Genomic DNA, 26,823 nt, shown 5'->3' with positions numbered 1-26,823 from the left:
CTAGGACGTTCGCCGGGCGCAGGCCAGACCTCGGCGCTACCGATCCGCGCGTCGCGCGATCAGCACCGCGAGCCCGTCCAGGATGCGCTCGATGCCGTAGTCGAAGGCGGCGCCGGGGGCGGCTGACGGCGCGGCGGCCGCCGCGGATTCCTCGGCGAAGGCCGCGCTGACCGCGGGGAACCGGTCGCCTGCGGCGTCCATCATCGCGGTGAACTGCTCGGTGAACTGGATCGCCGAATCGCCGCCGCCGACCGATTCGACCTGCTGGGCCAGGCTGCGCGCGTGCCCGTTGAGCAGCACGATGGTGTCGAGCCGTTCGGGGCCGGTCAGGCCGGTGCCGTCGAGGGCGGTGAGCGCGGCCTCGGTCCAGCTCATCTCGTTGGGGCCGATGGGCCGGATGCCGAGGGTGAGCTCGATGACCCACGGATGGGCCCGGTAGCGCTCGAAGATGGCCTCCACCCAGGCGCGCAGGCCGTCGCGCCAGTGCGCGGGCGCGCCGCCGGTGGCGGGCGGGTCGCCCATCGCCGCGTCGAGCATCAGCGCGGTGAGCTGCTCTTTCCCCGGCACGTACCGGTACAGCGACATCTTGGTGAAGCCGAGCCGTTCGGCCAGCCGCTGCATCGATAGCGCGGACAGACCGTCGGCGTCGGCCAGCGTGATCGCCTCGGCGACGATCCCGTCCAGGGTGAGCGCGGGTTTGGGCCCGCGCTTGGGGCGTGGGGCGGTACCCCACAGCAGTTCGACGGTGGTCGGCGGCGGCATCGATCCATCCTCTCGAGAATTCCGGTTGACGCAAAACTGTGTCTACCATACTCTTATTCGTGTCCACCGGATACAGATTCCATCGGACACAGATCCCGAGCCGAGGAGCAGACCATGCGCAACCTGACCGTTCTCATTTCCGGCGCCAGCATCGCAGGCCCCGCCCTGGCCTACTGGCTGCATCGCTACGGCTGCACCGTCACCGTGGTCGAGCGCGCCGCCGGTCCGCGCCCCGGCGGCCAGGCCGTCGACTTCAAGGGCGCCACGCATCTGACCGTGCTCGAGCGGATGGGCATCCTCGACGAGGTCCGTGCCCGGCGCACCGGCACCACCGATGTCGTCTTCGTCGACGAGAACGAGCGCGAGCTGGCCTTCCTCTCCGGCGACTTCACCGGCGGCGACCTCGAGATCCTGCGCGGCGACTTGGCCGAGATCATGTACCGGCGGACCGAGCGGCACTGCGAGTACGTCTTCGGCGACACCGTCACCGCGCTCACCGACACCGCCGCCGGCGTGCGGGTGGAGTTCGAACACGGCACTCCGCGCACCTTCGATCTCGTGCTCGGCGCCGACGGAATCCACTCGCGGGTGCGGAAGCTGGCGTTCGGTCCGGAAGACGAGTTCGTGCGGCACCTCGGGCACTACTACTGCGTCGCGGGCGCGAGCCCGTGGAGCGACACCAACCGCCCGCGCGAGCGAGCGCGGGGATACGCCCACAACTCCCCCGGCAAGCTCGCGATCGACGGCGGCTCCAAGGCCCAGCAGCTGTACATGTTCGCGTCCGGGCCGCTCGACTACGCCCGCGAGGACATCGCCGCCCAGCGGCGCATCATCGAACAGACCTACGCGGGCATCGGCTGGCACCTTCCGCGCATGCTCGCCGACCTGGCCGGCTTCGACGACATCTACCTCGACTCGATCAGCCAGGTGCGAATGAAGGGCGCCTACACGCGGGGGCGCGTCGCCCTGGTCGGCGACTCCGCCTACGGCAACACCCTCGGCGGGTTCGGCACCGGCCTGGCCGTGGTCGGCGCGTACGTGCTCGCGGGCGAACTGGCCGTGGCCGACGGTGACCACGTCACCGCGTTCGCCGCCTACGACCGGATCATGAAGCGCTACGCCAAGATCGCGGGCAACAGCAACGCCGGGCCGTTCCTCGCGCCGAAGACCGCGCTCGGGATCAAGGTCCGCAACCGGTTCCTCGGCTCACGCGCCTTCTCGATGATGCTGAAGTACGGCGACAAGGCCGCCAACGACATCGACCTGATCGACTACCCGGCGCGAGTCTCCTACACCGAGGCCTGACGAGGCCTTGACTTGGAGTGCACTCCAGGTCATATCGTCGCCGGTATGAGCATTCGTCTCGGTTACCAGATGCCCAACTTCAGCAACACGTCCTCGGTGCGCGAGCTGTTCCCCACGGTGATCGCGCAGGCCAGAGCGGCGGAAGCGGCCGGTTTCGACGCCGCCTTCGTGATGGACCACTTCTACCAGCTACCCGGCATCGGCGCGCCGGACGAGCCGATGCTCGAGGCCTACACCGCGCTCGGCGCGCTGGCCACCGCGACCGAGCGAATCCAGTTGTCCGCCTTGGTCACCGGCAACACCTACCGCAATCCGGCGTTGCTCGCCAAGACCGTCACCACCCTCGACGTGGTCAGCGGCGGGCGGGCCGTGCTCGGCATCGGCGCGGGCTGGTTCGAGCTCGAGCACCAGCAGTACGGCTTCGAGTTCGGCACCTTCACCGAGCGCTTCCAGCGGCTGGAGGAGGCGCTGCGGATCATCGCCCCGATGCTGCACGGACAGCGGCCCACCGTCGACGGCGCCTGGTACCACACCGAGAACGCCATGAACGAGCCGCGCGTGCGCGACGACCTGCCGATCATGCTCGGCGGCGGCGGTGAGAAGAAGACCTTCGCGCTGGCGGCCCGCTTCGCCGATCACCTCAACATCATCAGCAACGCCTCGCTGCTGCCACAGAAGGTCGCGGCCCTGCACCAGCGCTGCGCCGAGGCCGACCGCGACCCGGCCACCCTGGAGACCAGCTTCCTCGCCTTCGTCATCGCCGACGAAGACGGCGACCGCGCCCGTAAACTCCAGTCCGACATGCTCGCCCGTGCCGGCATCGACCTGTCCGCCCTGTCCCCGGCGGAAATCCGCAACTCCCCCGCCGACCGTCAGTTCGTCGGCACTCCCGACGAGGTCGCCGAGCAGATCCAGACCCGCGTCCTCGACCACGGCATCGACGGCGTCATCGTCAACATGATCACCAACGGACACGAGCCGGGTGTCATCGAGGCGGCGGGGCGGGCGCTCAAGCCCCTGGTCGGCTGACCACCTCTTTTCTCGTTCGGAAGCATGAGCCCGCCCCGCGGCGCCGACAGCGGCACCGCGGGGCGGCTATGTTGGCAGACCGGAACACGCGTTCGTCGCACTCCGAAATCCGGGGGAACCGAATCGACAGTTCGTGCGTCCAACAAACAGAACGAGAGAATCGGGGAGGGTAGATGACTGGAATTCTCCAGGTCGACATCGATGTCCTTGGCAAAACCGTCCAGTTGCTGCGCGGAACGGAGCAGGTGCTCACCGACGCCATGAACGCGCTGTCCAAGGACGGGAATTCCGACATCGGCACCGCCAAGCTGAACGACGCCGCCGACAACTTCCAGAGCAAGTGGAAGTACGGCATCGAACGGATCTGTGAGTCCACGACCGTCACCGCCGACGGCATCGCGCAGTGCCACACCGCCTATCAGCAACTCGATGCGGCGGTCGCGCAGGCGCTCGCCCAGGCGGGCGCGCAGACCGATCCACAGGCGGTCGCTCCGGGGACCACGCAGTGACCGACAACCCCTACCCGAATCTCGGTTTCAACCCCACCCCGGGCGACGCAGGCGAGGTCGCCACCCTCGGTACGAAGCTCAAGACCGCGGCCGACGCCGTCACCGAGACCAACACGCTGCTCACCAGCATTCGCAACAGCAACGACCAGGTGTGGAAAGGCGAGGCGGGCGACGCCTTCCGCGCCAGCTTCGACGCCACGCTCGCCCAGGACCTCGGTCTCGCCCAAACCTCACTGCAGCAGGCCAACACCGCGATCGCCGCGTGGCACACCGATCTCGTGGCCTTCCAGGACACCGCGAAAGGTCTGGAGACCGAGGCCGCCACCGCCAGGGCCAACCACGCCCAGGCGGTCACCGCGCTCCAGCAGGCCAAGGCGGATCCCGACCTCGGCCTGGCAGGCAAGACCTTCTCCGACGCGTCCGAACTGGCCGATGCCCAGTCCCGCCTGAACGCCGCCAACGCCAAGGTGACCTCGGCGTCGACCGCGGTCGACAACTGCCAGGGCGCGATCGACGCGATCATCGCCCGCGCGAAAGACCTCGAGATCGCGCACAACGCCAAGGCCACCACGACAGCGAGCGAGCTGGAGGCCGCGGCGAACTTCGCGCCGAGCGAGCCGGACAAGAGCTGGTGGGAGAGTTTCACCGACTGGATCGATGAGAACCGCGACGCGATCCACGAGGTGCTGTCGACCGTCTCCGCGATCGGCGGCATTCTGGCGCTGGTCACCCCACCCCCGATCAGCGCTATCGCGTTGGGTATCTCGCTGGCCGCCGGCGCGGGCGCGCTGGCCCTGACCACCACCGACGCCGAATGGCGCGACGACCTGGTCAACGGCAGCTGGACCGAGAAGCTCAGTGCCGCCGGGACTCTCGGCGGTGACGTGCTGAGCGTGGTTCCCGGCGCCTCCGGCGTGTTCAAGGCGGGCAAGGTGGGCCTCTTGGGTGGCGGCGCCGACGATCTCGGCCGGTTCGGAATGATGGCCCAGACCTGGGGTCAGGCGGCGCACGATCCGGGTCTGGTCGCCCGGGTATTCACCGACAAGAACACGTTCGGTATCTCCGACAAACTCACCTCCTCCGGCGCGACCACCGGTGTGCATTCGCTGCTGCAGCTCACCGGAGCCGGGGGCAAGGAATTCATGCAGGAGAGCCCGGCCACCGCGCTGGCGGTGTTGCAGCGGATGACCGGTGCCTCCTACAAATCGATCGATCTGACCCAGGGAGTTGGAGATTGACCGCGCACACCACATCCAACGGGTCGACGACCTCGCTGTCGGTCCTCCTGCCGCGCGGCTATTACGAATTGCCGCTGGACTCGATTCACGAAGCGGTCGAGTCGGCCGGAAGCATCGTCGAGTTCCTGCCCGCCGAGGTCGCCGGTGATTTTCCCGAGGTCGCGGCAGCCATCGCCGATCTGCTGACCGCCCTGCGCGCCAACAACGCCTGCTACTGCGCGATCGGTCAACACGCGTCCGCGGACGGCACCCCGGTGACCTCGTGGCTGACCCTCTCGCAGCTCGATCGCGGCCGCGCCCAGAACCCCCGGGTGACCATCGCCGAACTGGCCGAGGAGAAGGCGAGCGACGGCCGCGGCGCGCACATCGAAACGGTCGAACTCGGTGGGCGCACGGTCCTGTTCGTCGAATCGTCGACAACCTATGCGGTCGTGGATGATTCGGCACCGGAGCCGCCGGGCCGCGCCGTCCATCAGATCGAGGCGATCGTCGTCTCCGACGACGGCGCCCGGATCGCCGTCGCCGTGCTGTCGACCGCCGATGTGGCGCACGGGTCCGACTTCGGGGCGATGATGGTGCTGCTGGCCCGCTCGATCACCTTCGAGACCGTCGTCCATCCACAATTCACGCTCGCGCTGTGAACGGAACGGACACCCGCGCGTGGAGCACACCACGGACCTGCTGGACTCTCCTCTGGACCACCCTGCGCGCGCTGGTCGTGCTCGGGCTCGGCGTGGGGTGCGCGGTGGCGTTCCTCCACTTCGTCGACGTGTCGCAGACGAAGACGGGCCGGACGGCGGAGGATGCCGACCGGATGGCCCTGCTGTGTTTCTTCGCGGTCTTACCGCTCACCGTGACGGGAATCGTCATGACCCGGACCGCGATTCGGCGATGGCTGTCGGCGCGGCATCGGTGGCAGGTGTGGCATATCGAGACGCTTCGAACCGGAATTCAGGAATGGGTCCATCTGATAGATGACCGGGGAACCATCGCAGGCACCCTGGTGCTGCGGAAGTGGACCTCGCGCACGTTCAGCGACGACGACCGGCTGGTGTGGTTCGCCGGAGTGCCGAACAAGGCGGGCCTCATCGCGAAACCGGGCGGAGCCGGCCCACAGCTGGCCTACCGTTCGCTCTTCTCCACGCCGCCGCGCTTCGGCACCTCGCTGTTCGTCGAGAACCAGCCGTCTGCTCCGGCTCCGCAGCCGGACCGCGCTGCTCCGGCGACAACCCCCGAACCACCCGGCAAGCACGGCGGATTGGACGATGCCGCGTTCCCCTCACCACGAAAGCTCCGTCGAGCACTGGCCTACCCGCTCGATGTCGCCCTGCATCTGGCGATCGGGTTCGGTGTCGTGTTCTGCACCGACGAGGCGACGCGGCTTGCTGTGACGCACCAGGATTGGAACAGTCCCCAGATCAAGTGGTGGACGATGGTCGGATACTTCCTGCTCGCGTCGTTCGTCGACCGGGTCGTTCTCCAGTCCGTGACGAGGACAACGCTCGGCAAAGCCGTGTTCGGGCTGGTCGTCATCGACCGCGACACGGGCCGCTATCCCCGTGCGCGTCGGCTGCTCGCGGCCTGGCTGATCGGGGTGATCATGCCGCTGTTGGTCCTCGGGGACAGCTCCGTCCCGGAACGCCCCGAGCGCTACCTGCTCCCGGCGGTGCGGCGCACCGATGCGCGCCAGGTGATCCGGCAGACTGGCTGAGACGACGAAAGGCCCTCGCCTGCTGGATGATTCAGCGGGGCGAGGGCCTTCGGTGAGATGTCGGCTCAGCCGAGCAGGCGCCAGTCCTCCAGGCCCTGGTAGAGCGGGACGCTCTGGGCCAGCTTGGCGACGCGGGCGCGCAGCGACTCGGTGTCGGAGGTGCCCGCCAGGGCGGCGGCGATGATGTCGGCGACCTCGGTGAACTCGGCGTCGCCGAAGCCACGGGTGGCCAGGGCGGCGGTGCCGATGCGCAGGCCGGAGGTGACCATCGGCGGGCGCGGGTCGAACGGGACCGCGTTGCGGTTGACCGTGATGCCGACCTCGTGCAGGAGGTCCTCGGCCTGCTGGCCGTCGAGCTCGGAGTTGCGCAGGTCGACCAGGACCAGGTGCACATCGGTGCCGCCGGTCAGCACCGAGACGCCCTTGTCCTTGACGTCGGCGCCGGTCAGGCGCTCGGCGAGGATGCGCGAACCCGAGAGGGTGCGCACCTGACGGTCCTTGAACTCCTCGGTCGCGGCGATCTTGAACGCGGCGGCCTTGGCGGCGATGACGTGCATCAGCGGGCCACCCTGCTGACCCGGGAACACCGCCGAGTTCAGCTTCTTGGCGAATTCCTGCTTGGCCAGGATCAGGCCGGAGCGGGGGCCGCCGAGGGTCTTGTGCACGGTGGAGGACACCACGTCGGCATACGGCACCGGGGAGGGGTGCAGGCCTGCGGCGACCAGACCCGCGAAGTGCGCCATGTCGACCCACAGGTAGGCGCCGACCTCGTCGGCGATCTCGCGGAACTTCGCGAAGTCCTGGTGGCGCGGGTAGGCCGACCAGCCTGCGACGATCACCTTCGGCTTCGAGGCCTTGGCGATGTCACGCACCTCGTCCATGTCGATGCGGTGGTCTTCCTTCGACACACCGTAGGAGTGGACGTCGTAGAGCTTGCCGGAGAAGTTCAGGCGCATGCCGTGGGTGAGGTGACCGCCGTGCGCCAGGTCCAGGCCCAGCAGGGTCTCGCCCGGGTTCATCAGCGCCATCAGCACGGCGGCGTTGGCCTGCGCGCCCGAGTGGGGCTGCACGTTGGCGAACTCGGCGCCGAAGAGCTCCTTGGCGCGGTCGCGCGCCAGGGTCTCCACCACGTCGACGGCCTCGCAGCCACCGTAGTAGCGGCGGCCCGGGTAGCCCTCGGCGTACTTGTTGGTGAGCACGGAGCCCTGCGCCTGCAGGACCGCGCGCGGCACGAAGTTCTCCGAGGCGATCATCTCGAGGGTGTCGCGCTCGCGGGCGAGCTCGCCCGCCATCGCGGCGGCCAACTCGGGATCGAGCTCACCGAGAGACTGGGTATTCACCGAAGCGGTCGTCTGCGTCACGACCCTCAGTCTATGGGCCGCGCGCGGACGCCCGAGCACGGGGATAGCGCAACCGGGCCGCGGCCGCCACCCGGGAGACCCAGGTCACAGGCCTACGGCCGGACCGTCGACCGGCCCGACAGGGCGAAACGCGGTAACGGCGGCGGACGCGGTGACCGATGACACAGGTATGAACCCCCTACCCGTGACCCCGGCCATCGCGCCGGCCAACCCGATCGAGGCGCTGCTGATGCAGCTGAGCTATCTCGTCTGCTCGCTGTTCAGCCCCGGCGGTTGCGCCGTCGTCCTGTAGCTCAGACCGGCATCCGCCGGATCGCGCCCGGCGTGAGCGGCTCGTCGAGCAGACGGCCGAATCGCTCGACCCGGTCCTGCGCGTCGACGGCGTTGTCCAGCCAGCCGCCGAGCAGGCGGTAGCCCTCCACGTAGGTGCTGATGTAGGCCCGCCACAGCGGCGAGGACAGGAATCGCAGCGACTGCCGCGCCCGCTCCGGCGTGGCCAGGCTCCACCGCTGCAGGAACGCCGCGACCTCGTCTTCGCCCCGATGCTGGTCGTGCAGCAGCAGCGCCGCGTCCTGACGCACGCTCAGCAGTTTCGCCGACGCGGTCGAGAAGCGCTCGGCCCGCTCACCGTCGAACCGCAGCCCGAGATCGGCGTAGATCTCCTGCGCCCACAGCCCCCAGCCCGGCCCGACGATCGACTGCAGCGCCAGGTCGGCCAGTCCCTCGGCCATCAGGCACTGCGGGGTGTTGACCAGGAACAGCGTCTGCTCGTCCTCGCCCGCGGCGACCAGCCCGGCCTCCTTGCGGCAGTGCTCGGTGTGGTGACCCGGGTAGGCCTCGTGCGCGATGAGCGCGGGCAGGTGCGCCATGTGCTGCTTGAGGTCGGAGTTGATCGCGACCTTGGAGTGGAAATTGCCCAGGTAGTAGTTGAATCCGGACCACGGCTTGTCGCCGACCACCTCGTAGGTGACGGTCTCGTGGTCGGGCAGCGGGTAGCGCTCGCGGACCCGCTCGCGCAGCGCGCTGGAGAAGGCCTCGACGCAGGTCGCGAGCTTGTCCGGCGGGATCTCGTCGCCGCGCCGGTAGGCGGCGGCCCGCTCGGCCAGCGGGCCGTCCCCGCCGAGCACCTCGTCCATCCGGCGGTGCGCCTCGCGGTAGTCGTCGGGGTCGCCGGGCGCGATGTCGACGTCGAAGTAGGCGCGGACCTCGTCGACGAACCCGATGTCCTCCCCGGCGAACTTGCGCGCCGAGCATTCCATCGCCACCAGGTGGGCGTCGAGGAATTCGGTGCGCCGCGCCGAGAGCCCGGCGTCGGCCAGGGCCGCGCGCAGGTCGACGGCCCGGTGCACCAGCTCCGCCGGGTCGGGGACCGGCGCGTTCTCGCTGTCGCGGCGCAGCTGCGGGTCGCCGGTGTAGGCGTCGACGAAGCCTTCTTCGAGCCGGTCGAAAGCCAGTCCGAGCCGCAGGTATTCAGTGACGAGTGGATGAGACCCCATGCCGCCCGACCTTACGGGGTAATTCGGAAAAGCGGGCCCTACCTCGGTGTTGTTGCTCGTTACCGACGGGTAGCCAAACCCCCTGTTGCGCGCGGATGGCCGGGACGGAGCACAATCGCGACATGCGGTCAGAGTTATCCCGGATCTCACTGGACGGGCAGCCCAGCTGTGCGTGTGCGCCCGAACGGAGCGTCGGGTAGGTGGCACGGATGAGCGAGCCCAGCCCGTATGTGGAGTTCGACCGGAAGCAGTGGCGCACCCTGCGCAAGTCGACTCCGCTGGTCCTGACCGAGGAGGAACTGACCGGCCTCCGTGGTCTCGGCGAGCAGATCGATCTCGAGGAAGTCGCCGAGGTCTACCTGCCGCTCGCCCGTCTCATCCACCTGCAGGTCGCGGCCCGCCAGCGGCTGTTCGCCGCCACCGCGACCTTCCTCGGGGAGAAGCATCCCGACAAGCAGGTGCCGTTCGTGATCGGCGTCGCGGGCAGTGTCGCGGTCGGCAAGTCGACCACCGCGCGCGTGCTGCAGGCGCTGCTGGCCCGCTGGGATCACCATCCCCGGGTCGACCTGGTGACCACCGACGGATTCCTCTACCCCACCGCCGAACTCACCCGCCGCGGCATCATGCACCGCAAGGGATTCCCGGAGAGCTACGACCGGCGCAAGCTGCTGCGCTTCGTCACCGAGGTGAAGTCGGGCGCCGAAGAGGTGTGCGCGCCGGTCTACTCGCACATCTCCTACGACATCGTGCCCGACGAGAAGCACTGCGTGCGCCAGCCCGACATCCTCATCGTCGAGGGCCTGAACGTGCTGCAGACCGGGCCGCGGCTGATGGTCTCGGACCTGTTCGACTTCTCCATCTACGTCGACGCCAGGATCGAGGACATCGAGAACTGGTACGTGCAGCGCTTTCTCGCGCTGCGCAAGACCGGCTTCGCCGACCCCGACGCGCACTTCCACCATTACTCCGCGCTGAACGACGAGCAGGCCACCGCGGCCGCGCGCGACATCTGGAACTCCACCAACCGGCCCAATCTGGTGGAGAACATCCTGCCGACCCGCCCGCGCGCGACCCTGGTGCTGCGCAAGGACTCCGACCACACCATCAACCGGCTGCGGCTGCGCAAGCTCTGATCAGCGGTGCGTGGCCCGCACCTCGATCACGTTGCGCAGCACCGGCTTCCCGTCGACGACCAGGTCACCGTCGATGGTGCCGAACGGGGAAGCCGCGCCGGTGTGCCGGAGTTCGACGGCGATCGGGTCGGTGAGGACGCGCACGGCGGGGTCGGCGCCGACCTGGGTCCAGCCGTCGCGGTAGCGCCAGACCGTCGAGGACACCAGCCGCTTCGGTTCGTCGCGGTCCCAGACCAGGCGGGTCAGCACGACATCGCTGCCGTCACCGCGGATGTCGGCGATCGAGCTGCACGACGGGAACGGCGGGCCGACGGAATCGACTGTCCCGGTGACGAGATCGAGCCGGTGCGCCGAGGCGGTGCCGCAGGCGACATTGTCTCGACTGTAGCCCGCAACGACGACCGACCGGCCGCCGGGAGCGATCGCCGCCTGCCGGAAGGGCATGTTCACGTCGGCGATGCGACCGAACTGTTGCACCGCACCGGAATTCAGATCGACCACGTAGAGGTGGTTGATGCCCCAGATCGCGCCGGGGATGGTCTCGATGCGGGTGAGCACGGCCCGGTCGCGGTCGAGGGCGATCAGCTCGGTGCCGGTGAGGGCTGCCCCATCGCCCAGCGGATCACGGGGTGCGGGCAGCGAAATCGACCGCAGCACCGTGGGATCGGGCGTGCGCAGGTCGGCCTGCATGATCACGCCGTCGCGCCACCAGCCGACCACCGCGTCGCGCAGCGGGAACACCCGGGTGCAGTGGCAGTCGATGCGGCCCGAGGCGACGAGCAGCTCGGCGACCTCCATCGCGGTCACCACGCCCGCGCCGTCGACCGTGTAGGCCAGCGAATTGTCCTGGCTGAACCCGATATCGCGATAGTCGCCGACCCGGTCGCCGCGCATCCCCGAGGCGTCGGCCACCCCCATCCCGGTCGTCGTGCGCACCGCGAACAGCGGCGCCGACTGCGGCGCCGTCGTCACGATCTGCGGTCCCTGCGGCGTGGCGGTCGCACAGCCCGCCCCCAGCATCGCGACGGCCGCCGCGGCGACCGCCATCCGTAATCCACTGATCCGCATCGGTACCTCCGGCGCTCCCCCGCCTCGGCGTCGCCCGTGCGGCGCCGATCGGCCGGGCACTGTGCCCGGCGCGCGGGTATACGGACTCGGCACCGGATCGGTTCGATGGGCCGAACTCGCCCCCCGGTGGCGCACCGCTTCGTGGCCCGCTCGCCGCCAGGACCGTGCGAATCACCGGACGCGCGTGGGCGGGCCCGGGACGTGCTGCGGTCGATCGTCGCGCCGGCGCGGGCACACGGCGGGCGCCGACCCCGCTACCGCTGCACGGCGGACGGCGCGCCCAGCGAGACGACCTGGGTGGCGAGTTCGGTTCGCGTACCGCCCTTCTCGACGACCAGCACCCCGCGCGGAGTGTCGCGCGCGGCCGTCGGATCACCGGCGACCACCTGGATCACCGACTCCTGCGGGCGCGGCAGCAGCATGTCGACCACCGGCTGCTCGCCGACCGGTGCCCAGCCCTGGGCCGCCGACTGCAACCGGTCGACGGTGCTCGGCGCGCCCGCCACGTCGGCCCACTTCCTGGTGGCGACGGTGATCGTGCCGTCACCGCCCCAGCGTGGGCGGTAGGCCGACGAGCACTCGCCCGGCAGCTCGGGCAGTTCCTGCACCGCGTTGGAGCGGGCGTCGATGGTCGCCACGTGGCCGGTGCCGCAGGACGCGCTGCGGGCGGTCGTGCCCGCCAGCACGAAGGTGTGGCCGTCGGGTCCGGCGGCGGCCGACAGGTCGGCGTCGATGCCGGGCACCCGGCCCAGCGGCAGGATCGCCTCGGTGCCGATCGCGTACAGGTGGTTCTTCTCCCACCACAGTCCGCGCGACTCGACCCTGGCCAGCAGCAGGAACTCGTCGGTCGCCGCGACCAGCCTGGCCCCGTCCCAGGTGCCACCGGAGAGCGGGCTCGGCGAATCCGGCAGTGTCACATCCTGTTCCGGCGCCGCGGGCGCGGTGCCCGACAGATCCATGGTCATGATCTGGCCCGGCTCCCGCCACCAGGCCAGCACCGACCCGCGCAGGGCCACCGCGTCGGTGCAGTCGCACTCGATCCGCGATACCGCACCGTCGGCGACCCGCAACGCCACCAGTGTCTTCGACCCCGACTCCACCGCGAACGCGAACTTGCCGTCCCTGGTGAAATTCACCGCGGCCGACGAATACCCGAAGCTCCCCGGCGCGCGCAGGGTGTCGGCCCCGCGCACCACCGCCAGCTCCCCCTCGGTGCGATAGGCGAACACCGCGCCCGCCGCCTGCGGCTGATCCTCGGGCGTGATCCGGGGCGGCGCCGGCTGATCGGCGCCGCAGCCCGCGACCAGCAGCACGGCACTCGACACCGCACCGAGCGCCGCGATCCGCGCGCGCCGACTCGGTCCTGGCTTGGTCACAACTCCCACAACTCACCCCTGCATGTGTCGTCGGGCCTGGTCTCGCGCAGCAGCGTAGCCCGCGCCCGCCCGGGATCGGGGCGACTCTCCTACAACTTCCAGGCCGCGTCGAGCCTGGTCGCCACGTCGATATTGCGGACCGCCGCGATCTCCGGCTTCCGGATCTCCTGGGCCACATACCGGGCGACGAACCGGCGGATCTCGTGATCGACACTGGCCAGCACCCGCAGCAACTCCCCCCGCTTGGTCGCGCTCGCCACGTTCACCCGCACATCACTGGCCCGCGGCTCCGCGATGTCGATGACCACCCGCAGCGGGTCGGCGGTGCGCGCCGTCAGATGCAGATGCACCGTGCCGTCCACCCGGAACCGCGACCGATCCACCGCCAGATCGACGACCAGATCCACATGCAGCGGAATGGTGAGTTCGAAGGAGATGTAGGCGTCGATGTAGCGCAGGATGCGCGGCCGCCCCAGCTCGACCTGCGCCGTCACCTTCGCCAGGCGACCCGGCCCCACCCCGATCGGCCCGAAATCGAAAGCCGCGCCGGTGAGTTCACCGAACGCCGCGGCGATTCGCTGCTCGGAGACGGCGTATTCCAGGAAACGCCTGCCGAATTCCTCATAGCTGATGTAGGAAGACTGTTCGGGGTCCACTGCCCGCAGAGTACGCGAGCCGAGTCATCTCACACGCCGAAACGGCGGTGCCGCGCGGCGTAATCCCGCAGCGCGCGCAAGAAGTCGACCCGCCGGAACTCCGGCCAGTACGCCTCGGTGAACCAGATCTCCGAATAGGCGCTCTGCCACAGCAGGAAACCCGAAAGCCGCTGCTCACCAGAGGTTCTGATGACCAGATCCGGATCCGGCTGACCCGAGGTGTAGAGATGCTGGCCGATCGCGTCGACCGTGATCGACTGCACCAGATCCTCGCCCGACTCACCCGCGGCGATCTCCTGGCGCACCAGCGAACGCACCGCGTCGGTGATCTCCTGGCGCCCGCCGTACCCCACCGCCACATTCACATGCACACCGTCGCGGCCGCTCGTGCGCTCCGCCGCCACCCGCAGCCGCTTCGCGATCAGCTCCGGGAAACCCGCCAGCGAGCCGACGATCCGCACGCTCCAGTTCTGCTCCGGCGCCGACAGCTCCTCCACCACGTCGGTGATGACCTCGAACAGCGTCTCCAGCTCGTCCGGATCGCGGCGCAGGTTCTCCGTCGACAGCAGATAGACGGTCACCATCTCGATGCCCTCGTCGGAACACCAGCCGACCAGCTCGGCGATCTTCAGCGCACCGACCCGATGACCGTGGCTGACATCGGTGAACCCGTTCTCGCGCGCCCAGCGGCGATTGCCGTCGCACATCACGGCGACATGGCGAGGATGCTGCTTGTCGGCCAGCTGCTTGGACAGTCTGGCTTCGTAGATGCGGTACGGCAGACCACGCACCCGACCGAGAAACTCCACGCCCGCACCCTACGCTCCCCCGCCTCCCCGCGTTTTTTGCCGGTCGTGGGGAGGGCACGGCGGTGTGGGGGTGGGCACGTTTGTGGTGGTGGAGGTGGGTGCTGACGTACCGTTGGCGGTAACCTACGGTACCGTAGGTTTGGACTTGGGAGGATTCGTGGAGGCTGTGCGGGCCGAGGTGCCGGAGCCGGTGGTGCTCGGCAAGCCGCTGCTGCGGGGGTGGATTCATACCTGGGCGGTGGGGGTCGCCGCGGTCGCGGTGGCGGTGCTCGTGGTGTTCGGGTTCCGGGAGTCGGCGACCGCCGGGTGGTCGACGCTGCTCTACGGGGTCTCGGTGATCGCGCTGTTCGGGATCAGCGCGGTGTATCACCGGGTGACCTGGCGCAGCGCGCGGGCCCGGGTGCGGATGAAGCGGGCCGATCATTCGATGATCTTCCTGTTCATCGCGGGCAGCTACACGCCGTTCGCGTTGCTCGGGCTGCCGGGGACGACCGGGCGGACATTGCTGATCGTCGTCTGGGCGGGCGCGCTCGCCGGGGTGGCGTTGAAGCTGTGGTGGCCGACCGCGCCGCGCTGGGTGGGGGTGCCGCTGTATCTGCTGCTCGGCTGGGCGATCGTGCCGGTGGCGCCCGAACTGCTGCACAACGTGGGCGTCTGGCCGCTGGTGCTGCTCGCGGTCGGCGGCGTGATCTACAGCGTCGGCGCGATCCTCTACGCGACGAAATGGCCGAACCCGTGGCCGACGCACTTCGGGCACCACGAGTTCTTCCACGCCGCGACCGTGGTCGCCGCGCTGTGCCACTACATCGCGATCTGGCTGGTCGTCCTCGGCTGATCGGCGCGTGCGCGTCGTGGGCGCGACCGGGCCTTCTATGCTCGATATTCGTGTCATCCGTCAGCGCAGCTCGTGACCGCCGGGCGCCTCGGCGCGCCGGACCCGGGCGTGCGCGATGAACCGGCTGGTCCGCTGGGCGCTGCGCAGCTACTGGGGCCTGGCGCTGGTCGTCATCACCGCCAATATCGTCGGCCTCGCGGCCATCTTCCTCATCGCCTGGGCGGACGGCGTCTTCAGCCGCGTCGGGCCGAACTGGCGGGAAGCGGCCTGGCTGCTGGCCATCTATCCCGTCTTCGCGGTGGCCGTCGGCATCGCGATGGCCATCTACGACCGGCGCCGCTATCTGCGCTGGCTCGACGACGGCCGCAAGCCGACACCGGAGGAAGCGCGGCGGCTGATCGCGCTGCCCGCCGCGATCACGGTGCGCGCGGTGGTGCTGTGGATCCCTGGCATCGCGCTGACGGTCTGGCTGGTCGACCGGTTCACCGACTACGACAACAAAGCGGTCGTGATCGCCGGCTTCACGCTCGGCGCCCTGGAATCGGCGGGCGCGACCTACCTGATCCTCGACCGGCTGATCCGGCCCGCGGTCCCGATCATCACCTCGGTGCTCGGACCCACCGTGCACCCGAGCGCCACCGTGCTCGTGCGCGTGCTCGTCACCTGGGCGGTGTCGAGCGCGCTGCCCGGGCTGATCATCATCACGGTGCTCAACGATCCGGCCACCCCGGCCGAGGACCGGGTGCGCGCGGCCTGGATCTTCACCCTCGTCGCCCTCGCCGTCGGCGCCCTGGCCACCGCGCTGCTGGCCCGTTCGGTCGCCACCCCGATGCGCACGATGTACCGGGCGCTGGACCGGATCACCCGCGGCGAACTCGACGTGCGGGTGCCGGTGGGCAGCGCCAGTGAGATCGGGCGGCTGGAACACTCCGTCAACGAACTGGCCTCGACGCTGCAGGATCAGCAGCACACCGAGGACGTGTTCGGCAGGCACGTGGGCTCGACCGTCGCCGAACGCGCGCTCTCCGGCAGCACCGACCTGACCGGTGACGTGCGGATCGTGTCGGCGCTGTTCGTCGACGTCACCGGATCGGTGCAGCTGTCGGCCGAGATGGCGCCGGAACAGTTCGTGCACAAGCTCAACCGGCTGCTGGCCACCGTCGTGGCCGCCACCGAGGACAACGGCGGCCTGGTCAACAAGTTCGCCGGCGACGCCGCCCTGTGCATCTTCGGCGCCCCCTCCGCCCTCGACGACAACGCCACCCCCGCGCTGCGCGCCGCCCGCCGCATCCGCGACGAGGTGGTCGCCACCGGCGAACTCGACGTCGGCATCGGCGTCGCCCGCGGCCAGGTCTTCGCCGGTGACGTCGGCGCCGACACCCGCCTCGAATTCACCGTCATCGGCGACGCGGTCAACGAAGCCGCCCGCCTCACCGCCATGGCCAAGGAGGTCGACCGCCGCGTCCTCGTCAGCGACGCCGTCCTCCAGGCCGCGACCGCCACCGAACGCGCCCACTGGAAGCGCTACAAGGACCTGCGCCTCCGCGGCATCCCCGGCCGCACCCGCACCTGGACCGACATCCCACCGGGACGCGGGTGAACCGCGCTAGGCGCGCAGCGCGGTGGTGAGGGCGGCCGGGTCGGTGACCGGGAGGTCGCAGACCGAGCCGCGGCAGACGTAGGCGGCGGGGGCGTCGTCGACCAGGGGGCGGTCGGCCAGGAGTGGGGCGGAGTCGGGTGGGCCCGCGAGGACGACCGCGCCGCCGGGGGCCCAGGTGCGGGCGGCGGCGAGGAGTTCGGTGGCGGCCGAGGACTTCTCGGTGGCGGTGACGGCCACCTGGAGGGGGCCGCGCAGCGACGCTTCGGCGACCGACAGCCAGTGGCCCGCGGTGCGGGGGGCGCGGGCCAGCAGGACCGCGCCGCGCGCCAGGGTGTGGTCGGCGAGTTCGCGGTAGCGCACGGCGCGTTCGGGGTCGGTGACGGCGGACGCGGTCAGCAGGGCTTCGGCGAGGGCGGAGGAGCCCGCCGGGGTGGCGCCGTCGACCGGGTCGCGTGGGCGGGCGACGAGGGTCTCGGCGTCGTCGGCGGTGTCGAACCAGCTGCCGGGGCGGTCGGGATCGGCGAAGTGGTCGATCGCGCTGTCCAGCAACACCTGTGCGGCGGCGAGCCAGTCGGGTTCGCCGGTGGCCTGGTAGAGGGCCAGCAGGCCGGTGGTGAGCCAGGCGTAGTCCTCGAGGACACCGGGCGGGGTCCCGACGACGCCGTCGAGCGAGGCGCGACGCAGCCTGCCGTCGACCAGGTGGACGTCGAGCAGGAAGCGCGCGCAACGGACAGCGGCCGCCACCCACGACGGTTCCTCCAGTGCCGCACCGGCTTCGGCGAGAGCGGTGATCACCATGCCGTTCCAGGCGGTGACCACCTTGTCGTCGCGGTCGGGCTGCGGGCGTTCGGCGCGCAGTTCCAGCAGCCGGGCGCGCAGCCGGTCGAAACGGGCCGACTGCTCGGCGTCGACGGGATCGCTGCGCCGGGTGAGCACCGAGGTGCCCTGTTCGAAGTTGCCCGCCGTGCTGACGCCGAAAGCCTCCGCGGCCCAGACGCCGTCGAGCGGGCCCAGGTCGCCGATCAGTTCCGACGGCGTCCACACATAGGTGGCACCCTCGACCCCGGGACCACCCGGTTCCAGGTGGGTGTCGGCGTCGAGCGCGGAGGCGAACGCGCCCTCGGCGGTGCCGAGGTCGGCGAGCAGGAATTCGACGGTCTCGCGAGTCACCCGGTGCGGCAACGACTCCAGCGGGGTCGCGGGCGCGCGGCGGGCGAGATGGGCGTAGGCGCGCAGCAGCAGGGCGTTGTCGTAGAGCATCTTCTCGAAGTGCGGGATGAGCCAGCCCGCGTCGACCGAGTAGCGGGAGAAGCCACCGCGCAGCTGGTCGTAGATGCCGCCGCGCGCCATCGCCTCGGCGGTCCGCTCGACGAGGTCGAACACGGCCTGGTCGCCGGTGCGTTCCCAGTGCCGCAGCAGACCTTCCAGCAGCGCCGACGGCGGAAACTTCGGCGCCCCACCGAAACCGCCGCGCTCGCGGTCCTCGTCGGCGGCGATCGCGAGCACCGCCTTGTCGAGCAGGTCGGGGACGACGGCGAATTCGGCATCGGGCAACCCGGTCGCCTGCGCGCGCAGCGCGTCGGTGACCTGCTCGGCCGCCTTGTCGACATCCTCGCGACGGTTGCGCCAGGTGTCGGTGATGGCGCTGAGCAACTGGGTGAACGACGGCATCCCGCCGCGCGGCGCCTTCGGGTAGTAGGTGCCGCAGTAGAACGGCGCGCCGTCGGGTGTCAGGAAGCAGGTCATCGGCCACCCGCCCTGCCCGGTCATGGCGACGGTCGCGTTCATGTACACCGCGTCCAGGTCGGGCCGTTCCTCCCGGTCCACCTTCACACACACGAACCCGGCGTTCATCTGCTCGGCGGTGGCCGCGTCCTCGAACGACTCGTGCGCCATCACATGGCACCAGTGACACGACGCGTACCCGATCGACAACAGGATCGGCACGTCCCGCTCGGCCGCCTCGGCGAGCGCGTCGGCGTCCCACTCCCGCCAATGCACCGGATTGTCGGCGTGCTGACGCAGATACGGCGAAGTCGCGTTACCCAACCGGTTCACAGTGCCAGCCTCCCAGATCGGTGTGACCTCAGCCTAGTGCGCGGCCGTTTCCCGGCGAGTGACCCATGCCACGCGGAGCCGCTGTCAGGAAATCCGGGGCTGCCTCGTTCAAGGAGCACGCGAAGCAGACAGGAGCCAATCATGAAGCACCGCATCGTCGTCCTCGGCGCCGGATACGCCGGGGCCTTCACCGCCGGATATCTGGCCCGCCGACTCCACGCCGACGACATCGAGATCACCGTCGTCAACGCCGCGCCCGATTTCGTCGAACGGTTGCGCCTGCACCAGCTCGCCGCCGGGCACGAACTCCCGCACCGGCCGCTGACCGAGATCTTCGCCGGCACCGGCATCCGGCTCCGCGTGGCCAGGGTGACCGGCCTCGACGTCGACGGCAGGACGGTGACGGTCAGCGACGACAACGGCACCGACCAGCTCGGTTACGACACCCTGCTCTACACGCTCGGCAGCACCGCCGCCGACCACGGCGTTCCCGGCGTCGCCGAGCACGCCTTCCATGTCGCGGAGCGGTCGTCCGCGCTGCGCCTGCGGGCCCGCCTGGACGAGCTGGCCGAGGGTGGGCGGGTGCTGGTGGTCGGCGGCAACCTGACCGCGATCGAGACCGCCACCGAGATCGCCGAAGCCCATCCGGGGCTGCGCGTCAGTCTGGCCACCGGCGGTGAGCTGGGCGGCTGGCTGGGCCCGAAGGCGCGCGCGCACCTCCTGCGCGCCTTCGACCGCTTCGGCATCACGGTGCACGAGCACAGCGAGATCGAGCGGGTCGAGCGGACCGGTGCCGTCGTCGTCGACGGGACCGTCCTCGCCGCCGACGTGACCGTGTGGGCCGCCGGGTTCGCCGTCCCGCCGATCGCCGCCGCCAGTGCGCTCGCGGTGGAACCCGACGGCCGGATCACCGTCGACCGGCAGATGCGGTCGATCTCGCATCCCGAGGTGTACGTGGCCGGGGACAGCGTTTACGTGCTCGGCGAGAACGGTCTGCCGCTGCCGATGTCGTGCGCGTCGGCGGGGTTCACCGGCTCGCAGGCGGCAGCGGCGATCATCGGGGACCTGACCGGGCGCGCGATCAAGACGACGGCGCTGTCGTATGTCGGCAACCACATCAGCCTGGGTCGCAAGGACGGGCTGTTCCAGCTGGTCGACCGCCGCGCGCGGGCCAGGGCCGGTGCCCTGCGCGGGCGACCGGCGGCGCGGGTCAAGGCGGCGATCGTGGCGACCAGCGCCTGGGCGATCAGCCGCCCGACCTTCGGGCAGCGCAACCGCCGATACCGCCTGGCCACCGCTCGCGCGGTCTCGTCCCGGGTGGTTCCCGCCTAGGGTCGTGCGCATGGACCTCGCCGCTGTGGCGCACTTCGAGGCCAGCCGGAACCGGCTGGCCTCGCTGGCGTATCGCCTGCTCGGTTCGGCCGCCGACGCCGAGGACACGGTGCAGGACGCGTTCCTGCGGTGGCACGCCGCCGACCGGGAGTACGTCGAGGTGCCGGAGGCCTGGTTGACCAAGATCGTCACCAACCTGGCGATCGACCGCCTCCGTTCGGCGCAGGTCCGCCGCGAACGCGCGGTCGGCGCGTGGCTGCCCGAGCCGCTGCTCGACGGCGATCCCCTGCTCGGCCCGGCCGAGACCGCCGTGCAGCGCGAATCGGTGACGCTGGCGGTGCTGTTGCTGATGGAGCGGCTCTCCCCGGTCGAACGGGCCGTCTACGTACTGCGCGAAGCCTTTTCGCACAGCCATGCCGAGATCGCCGAGATGCTCGGCATCACCGAATCGGCGAGTCAGCAGCACGCGCACCGGGCCCGGCGCCGAATCGCCGCCGCGGGCACCGAGACCCGCACCGACGAGGTGTCCGCGCGGCGGATCGTCGAGGCGTTCGTCGCGGCCGCGACGTCGGGCCGGACCGAGCGCCTGGTCGCCCTGCTGACCGACGACGCGACCGGCGTCTCCGACGGCGCACTCGGCCTGGCCACCACCCTGATCCGGTACGCGACCCCGGCGCAGCTCGCCACGGCGGTGCGGGTCGGCTTCACGCCGACACCCGCCAAGCGCAAGCTCGTCGGCGGCTCGCCCGCGATCCACGCGGCCGTCGTCAACGGCTGCCCGGCCATGCTGTTCACCCTCGACGATCGTGTCCTCGGTGTGTCGATCCTGGCGATCCGGGACGGCAGGATCGCGAGCATCGGCAGTGTCTCCGCCCCGGCCCGGCTCGGTCGCCTCACCGAGTCGTGGCGACAGCGCGCCCACGATGCCCCGCTGGTCGAATCCTGGTGAGCCCGCCCGCCGACCGATCACCCGATGGCGTCGGCGCGTGATTCCTTGTCGCCCACCGCGACACCGGCGGCGAGAGCACCGACGACCAGGCTGAACGGCGAATACACCGCCAGGTCCCAGCGGGTGAACAGGCTGCGCTTGCTCACGAATCCCGAATAGACCAGGCCCAGCGCCCCGCGCAGCAGGAGCCCACCGGCGACGGTGGCGACGGCCGCGCGGCCGAGCCGGGCGGGGAGTGCGCGCGGCGCCAGTCCCGCCTGCGCCGACACCGTGTAGGCGGCCGCGGCGAACGTCGCGGCGGCCGCGGCGGTGGCGACGGGGCCGGGCGCGTCGTCGACGGAGTCACCGCTGGTCGCGCCGGCGAATACCGCGCGATCGGCGAACGGCCACGGGGAGAAGACCCAGACGACGTGCATGGCCGCGGCGATGCCGAGACCGGTCGTGGCGAGCCTCGCGGCCGGCTTCCTGAACCTCATGATCGCTTGTCCTTTGTCCAGCTCGAATTACGAAACCATTGGTATCGAAACCAACCGCTCGAATAGTGCCACGCGAGCCGGGACGCGGCAAGGGTCAACCGACCGGCGCCGCCCGCAGGCCGGGCCTGCGCCCGATGGTGATCCAGCGCAACAGCCATTCGGCGGGCCCATACCGGTACCGGCGCAACCAGATCGCGCTCACCCACAGCTGGAGCGCGAAGATCGCCAGCGCCAGCGTCATCGTCGCAGGCGGCGACAACCGGCCTGCCAGGCCGAACCCGACACCGGTGAAGAGGATCAGCCCGATCGCGGACTGGCCGAGGTAGTTGGTCAGGGCGATCCGCCCCGCCGGTGCCAGCGCCGAGCGGATCCACGTGGTGCGCGGGGCGTGCATCAGCCGCAGCAGCGTCGCGACATAGGCGGCGGCGAGCAGCGGCGCGGTGGCGACGCTCGCGGCGACGGCGAGCGTGTGCCCATTGCCCCCGCCGAAGGCGTACAGCAGCCCACCGGCCACGCCCACTGGAAAGCCGATCCACTGGATGCGCCGCAGGATCGGCTCGTCGCCGCGCACCCGCGCGAGCAGTTGCCTGCGACCGGCGACCAGGCCGAGCAGGAACATCGCGAGCGCGGTCGGGCCCTGCATGGTGAGGGCCTGCAGGATCAGCAGCGGCAGGCCGTCGAGATGGTGGCCGATGATGTCACCCCAGCCACCCAGCATGGCCGCGGTCGATCGCTCCGCGTTCACGCGAGCCTCCTCGGCCGACGGCAGCACGGTCGACGCGTCGAGGAACAGCCCGCTCGCCACCAGGCTCACCAGCACCACGCCGTACAGCGCGGCGGCGACCCGCAGCGCCGTCCGGTCCGCGCACCGCCGCATCCAGAACAGGACCAGGCAGGCCACCGCGTAGGTCGTCAGCACGTCACCGCCGTACAGGAACACGATGTGCAGGACGCCGAGGACGAACAGCCCCGCGATCCGGCGCAGCATGCGCGGCTCGAAGGCGGCCCCGGCGGCGGCCGCCGAATCCATCTGGAGGGTGAAGCTGTAGCCGAACAGGAACGAGAACAGCACGTAGAACTTCATGTCGACGAACACCGACGACACCCCGCGCACGACCTCGTCGAGGGTCGAGGTGAACTGCGGGTCGACGACCAGGTTTCCCGGATACCCCGAGGCCATGAAGGTGATGTTGACGATGAAGATCCCCAGCAGCGCGAAGCCGCGCAGCGCGTCGACATCGTGCACCCGGGATCCGGGAACAACCAGCTGATCGGTCATGCGATCGCCCACTCTCGCCGAGCTCCTGAATAATTTCCCTGGGATACTATCCTATAGATACTAAGTCGGGCGATAGTATTCGGGAGCGGCCGCGCCGACGCCGCCGAACTCCGAGGAGGTAGTTGCCGTGACGCCCGACGAGGCGATGCCCGCCGACCTGGGCAGGCTCTGGCGACTGCCCGCCCCGGCGCGACTCGGACGACCGGCCGAACTCGACGTCGACACGGTCGTGCGCACGGCGGTCGACCTGGCCGACCGCGGCGGCCTGGACGAGGTGACGCTGGCGAAAGTCGCGTCCGCCCTCGGCTTCACGAAGATGGCGCTCTATCGCCACGTAGGTTCGAAGGACGAGTTGTTCGAGCTGATGTCCGACCACGCGCTCGGCCCCGCACCGGACCCGACGGCCGCGCCCGGCCGATGGCGCGACGGCCTGCGGCAGTGGGCGCACGCCCTGCTCGCGGCCTACGCCGCGCACCCGTGGGTGCCGCAACTGCCGATCGCCGGACCGCCCCGTGGCCCCAACGCGGTCGGCTGGCTCGACGCCGCGCTGCGCCCCCTCGCCGCGACCGGGCTCGACTGGGGGACCAAGGTGGGCATCGTGATGCTGGTGAGCATGCACGTCCGGCAGGCGAGCCTGCTCACCCAGCAATTGTCCGACGGCAGAGCGGGAACGGGCCTGAGCGAGGCGCAGGTCAATCAGAACTACGGCAGCGCGCTCGCCCGCCTGGTCGACGCGCAACGGTACCCGGAGGCGGCGCGACTGTTCGCCGCACCGCTGTTCCGGTCGCCGCCGAACGCACCGGACGACAGCGACTTCACCTTCGGTCTCGAACTCATCCTCAACGGCGTTGCCGCGGAGATCGCCGCGCCGCAAGCCGATCGGTGAGGAACTCGGTCATCTGGGCCAGCGCGGTCTTCGCCTGCGGGACCAGGCCGGGCAGGGCGATGAAGGCGTGTGGTGCGCCGGGGTGCTCGAAAAGCCGGACCGGCGTACCGGATTCGCGCAGCCGCTCGGCGTAGCGGCGGCCGTGATCGGCGATCGGGTCGACGGTCGGGACCAGGATCAGGGCCGGTGCCAGGTCGTGCAGGTCGGCGTGGATCGGCGAGACGGCGCCCGCGTCCGCGCCCGCCAGCCGCTGGAAGAAACGCAGGCGCGCGACCGGCAGCATCGGGCTGTCGCCCGGGTCGGTCATCGAGGGGTAGTCGAGCATCGTGGCCGTCGGGTCGACGGCCGGGTTGACCAGGACCTGCGCCTGCACCGGGAGATCGGCGTCGCGGGCCCGGATCGCGGCCATGGCCGCGATGAGGCCACCGCAGCTCTCCCCGGCGACGGCGACGCGAGCCGGGTCGATCCCCCAGTCGGCGGCCTCGGCCACCACGTGCCGCAGCACGTCCCACCCGTCGTCGACCGCCGCCGCCAGCGGCGTGCCGGGCGCCAGCAGCCGGTGCTCGACCGAGACGACGACGGCGGGCAGCCGGGCGGCGAGACGACTGTTGGCCCAATCGCATTGGGCCGCGGTTCCGACATAGGCACCGCCGTGGATGTGCACGACGAGCGGCAGGGCCGCCGCCGTCGTGCGCGTCGGCCGGTAGACCCGGACCGGGATCACCCGATCCGGCAGCGACACGTCCTGCCAGGTGATCGCGGCGCCCCGGTCCGGGAATCCGGTGATCACCCGGGAGAACCGCGACGACGCCGTGCGATTCGCCGCGTCACGGACGGTGATCAATTCCGCCGGCGTCAGCGACTCCCACTCCGGTTCCTTGCGCAGCGCGTGCAGCAACCGAACGCGGTAGGACACCTGGGCCCTCCGGGTCGCGTCGTTCATGGTCGTTCCTCCTCGATCACACCGCGCCGGATGTCGCCGGTCTCGCGGTAGCGGACACGACACTCAGCATCGGCCGCCGACGAATCGAGGTATTGGACAAATGTTCCCGTCGCGGATCACCGGCGCGGGTCACTCCCGGCGGACCGGGCGCGACCCACCCCGATGCGCCGTCAGGATCCGCTGGTGAGCAGGCACCACGCGGTCAGCAGCGGGTGGGCGGTGCACGGGCTCGGCGGGACGGGCGACGGGCCGATGGGAGCGGGGTCGGCCAGGGCGGTGCCGCCGCCGGCCAGGGTCGCGGTGCCGATCACGGCGGCGACGACGATGCCACGCAGTGTGTTCATGGTGAAACCTTTGCTGTCGAGGGGGTGCCGGGTCAGAGGGCGACGCAGGCGGATCCGAGATCGATGCCGGTGCCGACGTCGACGACCTGCCTGGTCTCGGGCCACGCGTCGGGCTGGACGGCGTAGATGTAGGTGATGCCCGGCTTGGACGGGGTCCAGGTCGTCTCGGCCACGCCATCGACCGGCATCGCGTCGGCGAAACCGCTGGGGCCCTGGCCTTCTTCGAAGAAGTAGACGCGCTTGGTGTTGTCGTCGACGGTCACGCTCACGTCGTAGGTGCAGGTCGTGCCGTAGCGGTGGGCGCCGAGGGTGACCGAGGGCGCGATGCCGATGCTGGTCACGGTCGCCGAGGCGGCAGGCGCGAGCACGGCGGTCACGCCCGCGACGACGCCGACCGCGACCGTCGCGGTGGCGCCGCGAATCAGGGTGGGTAAGTGGCTATTTCGAGCCATAGGACGATCCTCCAGCGGCTTGTTGCGATCGGATGACGGCTCAGAGTTTTGCATATTTGACTGATCGGTCGCAATAAGTGACCGGAGGTGAAAATTGCTGTAACACAATGCTCTTCGACCTCGATATCGCCACGTAGGACCATTCTTGTCCCGCTGGAACGACCGGTCTGGAATATCGCTGTGCGCGAGTCAGACGACGGTCGCGTAGGGCCGACCGGCCCACGCCACCTCGTCGACGGACAACCACGGCGCGCTCGCCAGCCCAGCGGGCGTCAGCCCGGCGAAAGTCGCTGCCGCGCGGCTCAGGTGGGACTGGTCGACGTACCCGCTCTCCGCCGACACCAGCGCCACGCTGTCCCCGGCGGCCAGCCGGTGCGCGGCGTAGTCGAAGCGCACCAGCTGCGCCGCCTGCTTCGGCGTCACCCCGAGCTGCGCCCGGAACCGCGCCCACAGCCGCTTCCGGCTCCACCCGAGCTCGTCCGCCAGCGCCGCGACCCGAATCCGGCCCCGGGACACCACGATCCGGTGCCACGCGGCGGCGACCTCGGGATCCACCCGGCTGCCCGACGCGACGCGCCTGCCGAGCTCCGCGCGCACGATCGCGAACCGCTCGTCCCACCCGGCGGCGTCGCGCATCCGCTCACGCAGGCGCTCGGCCGCCCGGCCCCACACCTCGTCGAGCGCGACCACCGGCGCCCCCGTCATCGGCCCGAGGACCGCGTGCGCCACCACCGGTGACAACCGCACCTGCATCAGCTCCACTTCGCGGGCCCGCCCGCGCACCCGCGCGGCCCCGAGCCCAACCACCGCGCTCCCCCGCTGCCCCGCCCCGCCGCCCGCGTCGACCAGCAGGCCGTCCCCGAAGTCGAGAAAGACCGTCAAGGCCGGATACGGCACCACCCGCAACTCGACGTCCGCCGGAGCCCGCCCGGCGAACCCCGCCATACCCACCCCCGCCATCGACCACCCCGGGACCGCGACGTCCACCTCGGCCCCGGCGATCCGAACCGGCTCGACAGGCACACCGCCATGGTACGAGCGGCCCGCGACCACGGCCGCACAGCGTGACGACCGCGTGCAGGCCGGCCGAACGCTGGATGCCCGCCGCGTTCCCGGTGCACAGCAGGTGGTCCGCATCCCCGGCAACGACCGCGGCGCGCCCCGAAACCGCTGCTCAGTGCCAGATACTGAGGCATGATGAGGGGTGACCGACCCG

General features: G+C 70.5%; 27 protein-coding genes. 13 read left to right on the top strand and 14 right to left on the bottom strand.

The window, feature by feature from the left end; all coding sequences use genetic code 11:
• Nucleotides 1-36: 36 nt before the first annotated feature.
• On the bottom strand, nt 37-762 hold the full coding sequence (locus tag ACFVW6_RS05535; protein WP_378823421.1) for a TetR/AcrR family transcriptional regulator: 726 nt from the start codon (nt 760-762) through the stop codon (nt 37-39).
• A gap of 114 nt (nt 763-876) precedes the next feature.
• Between ACFVW6_RS05535 and ACFVW6_RS05530 the strand changes: the two genes are divergently transcribed.
• From ACFVW6_RS05530 to ACFVW6_RS05505, 6 genes are all read left to right on the top strand, one after another.
• Complete coding sequence (locus ACFVW6_RS05530) at nt 877-2,067, top strand: FAD-dependent monooxygenase (RefSeq protein ID WP_378823423.1); 1,191 nt, start codon at nt 877-879, stop codon at nt 2,065-2,067.
• A 45-nt stretch (nt 2,068-2,112) separates the two neighbouring features.
• Complete coding sequence (locus tag ACFVW6_RS05525) at nt 2,113-3,096, top strand: LLM class F420-dependent oxidoreductase (protein WP_378823425.1); 984 nt, start codon at nt 2,113-2,115, stop codon at nt 3,094-3,096.
• A 173-nt stretch (nt 3,097-3,269) separates the two neighbouring features.
• Entirely contained in the window at nt 3,270-3,605 is a 336-nt protein-coding gene (locus ACFVW6_RS05520) for a hypothetical protein (RefSeq protein WP_355276530.1), read from the top strand.
• Nucleotides 3,602-4,843, top strand: coding sequence for a hypothetical protein (locus ACFVW6_RS05515; protein ID WP_378823426.1), 1,242 nt, complete (start codon nt 3,602-3,604; stop codon nt 4,841-4,843). Before ACFVW6_RS05520 ends, ACFVW6_RS05515 begins: the two co-directional genes overlap by 4 nt.
• Nucleotides 4,840-5,484 carry a hypothetical protein gene (locus ACFVW6_RS05510; protein WP_378823428.1) on the top strand — a complete coding sequence of 215 codons (645 nt, stop codon included), beginning with the start codon at nt 4,840-4,842 and terminating at the stop codon, nt 5,482-5,484. The genes ACFVW6_RS05515 and ACFVW6_RS05510 overlap by 4 nt, the downstream gene beginning before the upstream one ends.
• 77 nt (nt 5,485-5,561) lie before the next feature.
• Nucleotides 5,562-6,554, top strand: a complete 993-nt coding sequence (locus ACFVW6_RS05505) for an RDD family protein (protein WP_378823430.1) — start codon at nt 5,562-5,564, stop codon at nt 6,552-6,554.
• A 65-nt stretch (nt 6,555-6,619) separates the two neighbouring features.
• Here ACFVW6_RS05505 and glyA read toward each other — a convergent pair whose 3' ends face one another.
• On the bottom strand, nt 6,620-7,915 hold the full coding sequence (glyA, locus tag ACFVW6_RS05500) for a serine hydroxymethyltransferase (RefSeq protein WP_357343028.1): 1,296 nt from the start codon (nt 7,913-7,915) through the stop codon (nt 6,620-6,622).
• Nucleotides 7,916-8,084: 169 nt separating this feature from the next.
• Between glyA and ACFVW6_RS05495 the strand changes: the two genes are divergently transcribed.
• Entirely contained in the window at nt 8,085-8,207 is a 123-nt protein-coding gene (locus tag ACFVW6_RS05495) for a hypothetical protein (protein ID WP_019048990.1), read from the top strand.
• 1 nt (nt 8,208) lies between these two features.
• Here the strand turns inward: ACFVW6_RS05495 and ACFVW6_RS05490 are convergent, their stop codons facing one another.
• Nucleotides 8,209-9,411, bottom strand: a complete 1,203-nt coding sequence (locus ACFVW6_RS05490; protein ID WP_378823432.1) for a DUF885 domain-containing protein — start codon at nt 9,409-9,411, stop codon at nt 8,209-8,211.
• A 200-nt stretch (nt 9,412-9,611) separates the two neighbouring features.
• On the opposite strand from ACFVW6_RS05490, the gene coaA reads away from it, so the two are divergent.
• The gene (gene coaA, locus ACFVW6_RS05485) at nt 9,612-10,544 is read left to right on the top strand and encodes a type I pantothenate kinase (RefSeq protein WP_355273097.1); all 933 of its coding nucleotides are present in this window, start codon (nt 9,612-9,614) and stop codon (nt 10,542-10,544) included.
• On the opposite strand, the gene ACFVW6_RS05480 is transcribed toward coaA, so the two are convergent.
• The 4 genes from ACFVW6_RS05480 to ACFVW6_RS05465 all read right to left on the bottom strand — a co-directional run bounded on the left by ACFVW6_RS05480 (nt 10,545) and on the right by ACFVW6_RS05465 (nt 14,453).
• A complete protein-coding gene (locus tag ACFVW6_RS05480) occupies nt 10,545-11,612 on the bottom strand; it encodes a hypothetical protein (protein WP_378823435.1) in 1,068 nt (355 codons plus the stop codon).
• A gap of 254 nt (nt 11,613-11,866) precedes the next feature.
• A complete protein-coding gene (locus tag ACFVW6_RS05475; protein ID WP_378823437.1) occupies nt 11,867-12,988 on the bottom strand; it encodes a hypothetical protein in 1,122 nt (373 codons plus the stop codon).
• An 89-nt stretch (nt 12,989-13,077) separates the two neighbouring features.
• The gene (locus ACFVW6_RS05470) at nt 13,078-13,644 is read right to left on the bottom strand and encodes a hypothetical protein (protein WP_355273106.1); all 567 of its coding nucleotides are present in this window, start codon (nt 13,642-13,644) and stop codon (nt 13,078-13,080) included.
• 29 nt (nt 13,645-13,673) lie between these two features.
• Complete coding sequence (locus ACFVW6_RS05465) at nt 13,674-14,453, bottom strand: isoprenyl transferase (RefSeq protein ID WP_218719531.1); 780 nt, start codon at nt 14,451-14,453, stop codon at nt 13,674-13,676.
• 166 nt (nt 14,454-14,619) lie between these two features.
• On the opposite strand from ACFVW6_RS05465, the gene ACFVW6_RS05460 reads away from it, so the two are divergent.
• Complete coding sequence (locus ACFVW6_RS05460) at nt 14,620-15,288, top strand: hemolysin III family protein (RefSeq protein ID WP_378825561.1); 669 nt, start codon at nt 14,620-14,622, stop codon at nt 15,286-15,288.
• Between the two features lie 115 nt (nt 15,289-15,403).
• Complete coding sequence (locus ACFVW6_RS05455) at nt 15,404-16,888, top strand: adenylate/guanylate cyclase domain-containing protein (protein ID WP_378823439.1); 1,485 nt, start codon at nt 15,404-15,406, stop codon at nt 16,886-16,888.
• Between the two features lie 6 nt (nt 16,889-16,894).
• On the opposite strand, the gene ACFVW6_RS05450 is transcribed toward ACFVW6_RS05455, so the two are convergent.
• Nucleotides 16,895-18,946: a thioredoxin domain-containing protein gene (locus ACFVW6_RS05450; protein WP_378823440.1), complete on the bottom strand. Its 2,052-nt coding sequence runs from the start codon at nt 18,944-18,946 to the stop codon at nt 16,895-16,897.
• Nucleotides 18,947-19,087: 141 nt separating this feature from the next.
• Here ACFVW6_RS05450 and ACFVW6_RS05445 point away from each other — a divergent pair, with 141 nt between their 5' ends.
• Nucleotides 19,088-20,278, top strand: a complete 1,191-nt coding sequence (locus tag ACFVW6_RS05445) for an NAD(P)/FAD-dependent oxidoreductase (protein WP_378823441.1) — start codon at nt 19,088-19,090, stop codon at nt 20,276-20,278.
• 10 nt (nt 20,279-20,288) lie between these two features.
• A complete protein-coding gene (locus ACFVW6_RS05440; protein ID WP_378823443.1) occupies nt 20,289-21,227 on the top strand; it encodes a sigma-70 family RNA polymerase sigma factor in 939 nt (312 codons plus the stop codon).
• Nucleotides 21,228-21,244: 17 nt separating this feature from the next.
• On the opposite strand, the gene ACFVW6_RS05435 is transcribed toward ACFVW6_RS05440, so the two are convergent.
• Together ACFVW6_RS05435 and ACFVW6_RS05430 are read right to left on the bottom strand one after the other, a co-directional pair.
• On the bottom strand, nt 21,245-21,703 hold the full coding sequence (locus tag ACFVW6_RS05435; RefSeq protein ID WP_378823445.1) for a DUF3995 domain-containing protein: 459 nt from the start codon (nt 21,701-21,703) through the stop codon (nt 21,245-21,247).
• A gap of 94 nt (nt 21,704-21,797) precedes the next feature.
• Nucleotides 21,798-22,982 carry a DUF418 domain-containing protein gene (locus ACFVW6_RS05430; RefSeq protein ID WP_378823447.1) on the bottom strand — a complete coding sequence of 395 codons (1,185 nt, stop codon included), beginning with the start codon at nt 22,980-22,982 and terminating at the stop codon, nt 21,798-21,800.
• 127 nt (nt 22,983-23,109) lie between these two features.
• Between ACFVW6_RS05430 and ACFVW6_RS05425 the strand changes: the two genes are divergently transcribed.
• Nucleotides 23,110-23,868, top strand: a complete 759-nt coding sequence (locus ACFVW6_RS05425; protein WP_378823449.1) for a TetR/AcrR family transcriptional regulator — start codon at nt 23,110-23,112, stop codon at nt 23,866-23,868.
• Here ACFVW6_RS05425 and ACFVW6_RS05420 read toward each other — a convergent pair.
• The 4 genes from ACFVW6_RS05420 to ACFVW6_RS05405 all read right to left on the bottom strand — a co-directional run bounded on the left by ACFVW6_RS05420 (nt 23,822) and on the right by ACFVW6_RS05405 (nt 26,630).
• Entirely contained in the window at nt 23,822-24,811 is a 990-nt protein-coding gene (locus ACFVW6_RS05420) for an alpha/beta hydrolase (RefSeq protein ID WP_378823450.1), read from the bottom strand. The genes ACFVW6_RS05425 and ACFVW6_RS05420 overlap by 47 nt on opposite strands.
• Nucleotides 24,812-24,981: 170 nt before the next feature.
• A complete protein-coding gene (locus ACFVW6_RS05415) occupies nt 24,982-25,155 on the bottom strand; it encodes a hypothetical protein (RefSeq protein WP_378823452.1) in 174 nt (57 codons plus the stop codon).
• Between the two features lie 32 nt (nt 25,156-25,187).
• Entirely contained in the window at nt 25,188-25,607 is a 420-nt protein-coding gene (locus ACFVW6_RS05410; RefSeq protein ID WP_378823454.1) for a hypothetical protein, read from the bottom strand.
• A 189-nt stretch (nt 25,608-25,796) separates the two neighbouring features.
• A complete protein-coding gene (locus ACFVW6_RS05405; protein WP_378823456.1) occupies nt 25,797-26,630 on the bottom strand; it encodes a helix-turn-helix domain-containing protein in 834 nt (277 codons plus the stop codon).
• Nucleotides 26,631-26,823 lie beyond the last annotated feature (193 nt).

This window comes from Nocardia sp. NPDC058244 (assembly GCF_042882065.1).
Classification (GTDB): domain Bacteria; phylum Actinomycetota; class Actinomycetes; order Mycobacteriales; family Mycobacteriaceae; genus Nocardia.
Note: the sequence above shows the minus strand (reverse complement) of the source record. Positions and strands in the feature narration are given on the sequence as shown.